Source organism: Rossellomorea aquimaris (assembly GCF_008180865.1).
Classification (GTDB): domain Bacteria; phylum Bacillota; class Bacilli; order Bacillales; family Bacillaceae_B; genus Rossellomorea; species Rossellomorea yichunensis.
The window spans coordinates 1-1,166 of record NZ_VTEX01000015.1; the positions used below are offsets into that span (position 1 = coordinate 1).

Sequence of the window (1,166 nt, forward strand, 5' to 3'; positions counted from 1 at the left end):
GTCGAAGTTTTGTTCAGTTTTGATGGTTTAATCATCACAAACAATGGTAAGCATTGCTTATCATTCATTTTTATGGAATATGGGCCTATAGCTCAGCTGGTTAGAGCGCACGCCTGATAAGCGTGAGGTCGGTGGTTCGAGTCCACTTAGGCCCACCATATTCTCGATACAAGGGGCCTTAGCTCAGCTGGGAGAGCGCCTGCTTTGCACGCAGGAGGTCAGCGGTTCGATCCCGCTAGGCTCCACCAAGGTTTTTTACGAAGCGTCAGCGGAGTAAAATAACCATCCATATTGTCTCTTGCGAGATGATAGATTGTTCTTTGAAAACTAGATAAAGATAAATTGATAGTCAAGAAATTACCGAGTATCGCCATTTTAGGTTTTAAACCTGATGTAACAACCAATTCGGTTAAGTTATGAAGGGCGCACGGTGGATGCCTTGGCACTAGGAGCCGACGAAGGACGGGACTAACACCGATATGCTTTGGGGAGCTGTAAGTGAGCTTTGATCCAGAGATTTCCGAATGGGGGAACCCATTGTTCGTAATGGAACAATATCCTTACTTGAATACATAGAGTATGGAAGGCAGACCGTAACAACCAATTCGGTTAAGTTATGAAGGGCGCACGGTGGATGCCTTGGCACTAGGAGCCGACGAAGGACGGGACTAACACCGATATGCTTTGGGGAGCTGTAAGTGAGCTTTGATCCAGAGATTTCCGAATGGGGGAACCCATTGTTCGTAATGGAACAATATCCTTACTTGAATACATAGAGTATGGAAGGCAGACCCAGGGAACTGAAACATCTAAGTACCTGGAGGAAGAGAAAGCAATTGCGATTCCCTGAGTAGCGGCGAGCGAAACGGGATATAGCCCAAACCAAGAGGCTTGCCTCTTGGGGTTGTAGGACACTCTATACGGAGTTACAAAGGAATGAAGTAGACGAAGAAGTCTGGAAAGRCTCGTCAAAGAAGGTAACAACCCTGTAGTTGAAACTTCATTCCCTCTTGAGTGGATCCTGAGTACGGCGGGACACGTGAAATCCCGTCGGAAGCTGGGAGGACCATCTCCCAAGGCTAAATACTCCCTAGTGACCGATAGTGAACCAGTACCGTGAGGGAAAGGTGAAAAGCACCCCGGAAGGGGAGTGAAATAGAACCTGA

Annotated in this window: 2 tRNA genes and 1 rRNA gene; all 3 read left to right on the plus strand. The window is 47.3% G+C overall.

The annotated features are described in order from the left end of the window. Positions 1 to 81 precede the first annotated feature (81 nt). A tRNA-Ile gene (locus tag FZC88_RS23760) sits at positions 82 to 158 on the plus strand. 14 nt (positions 159 to 172) lie between these two features. Beyond that, positions 173 to 248, plus strand: a tRNA-Ala gene (locus tag FZC88_RS23765). 359 nt (positions 249 to 607) lie between these two features. Then, positions 608 to 1,166, plus strand: a 23S ribosomal RNA gene (locus FZC88_RS23770); the annotation flags it as partial.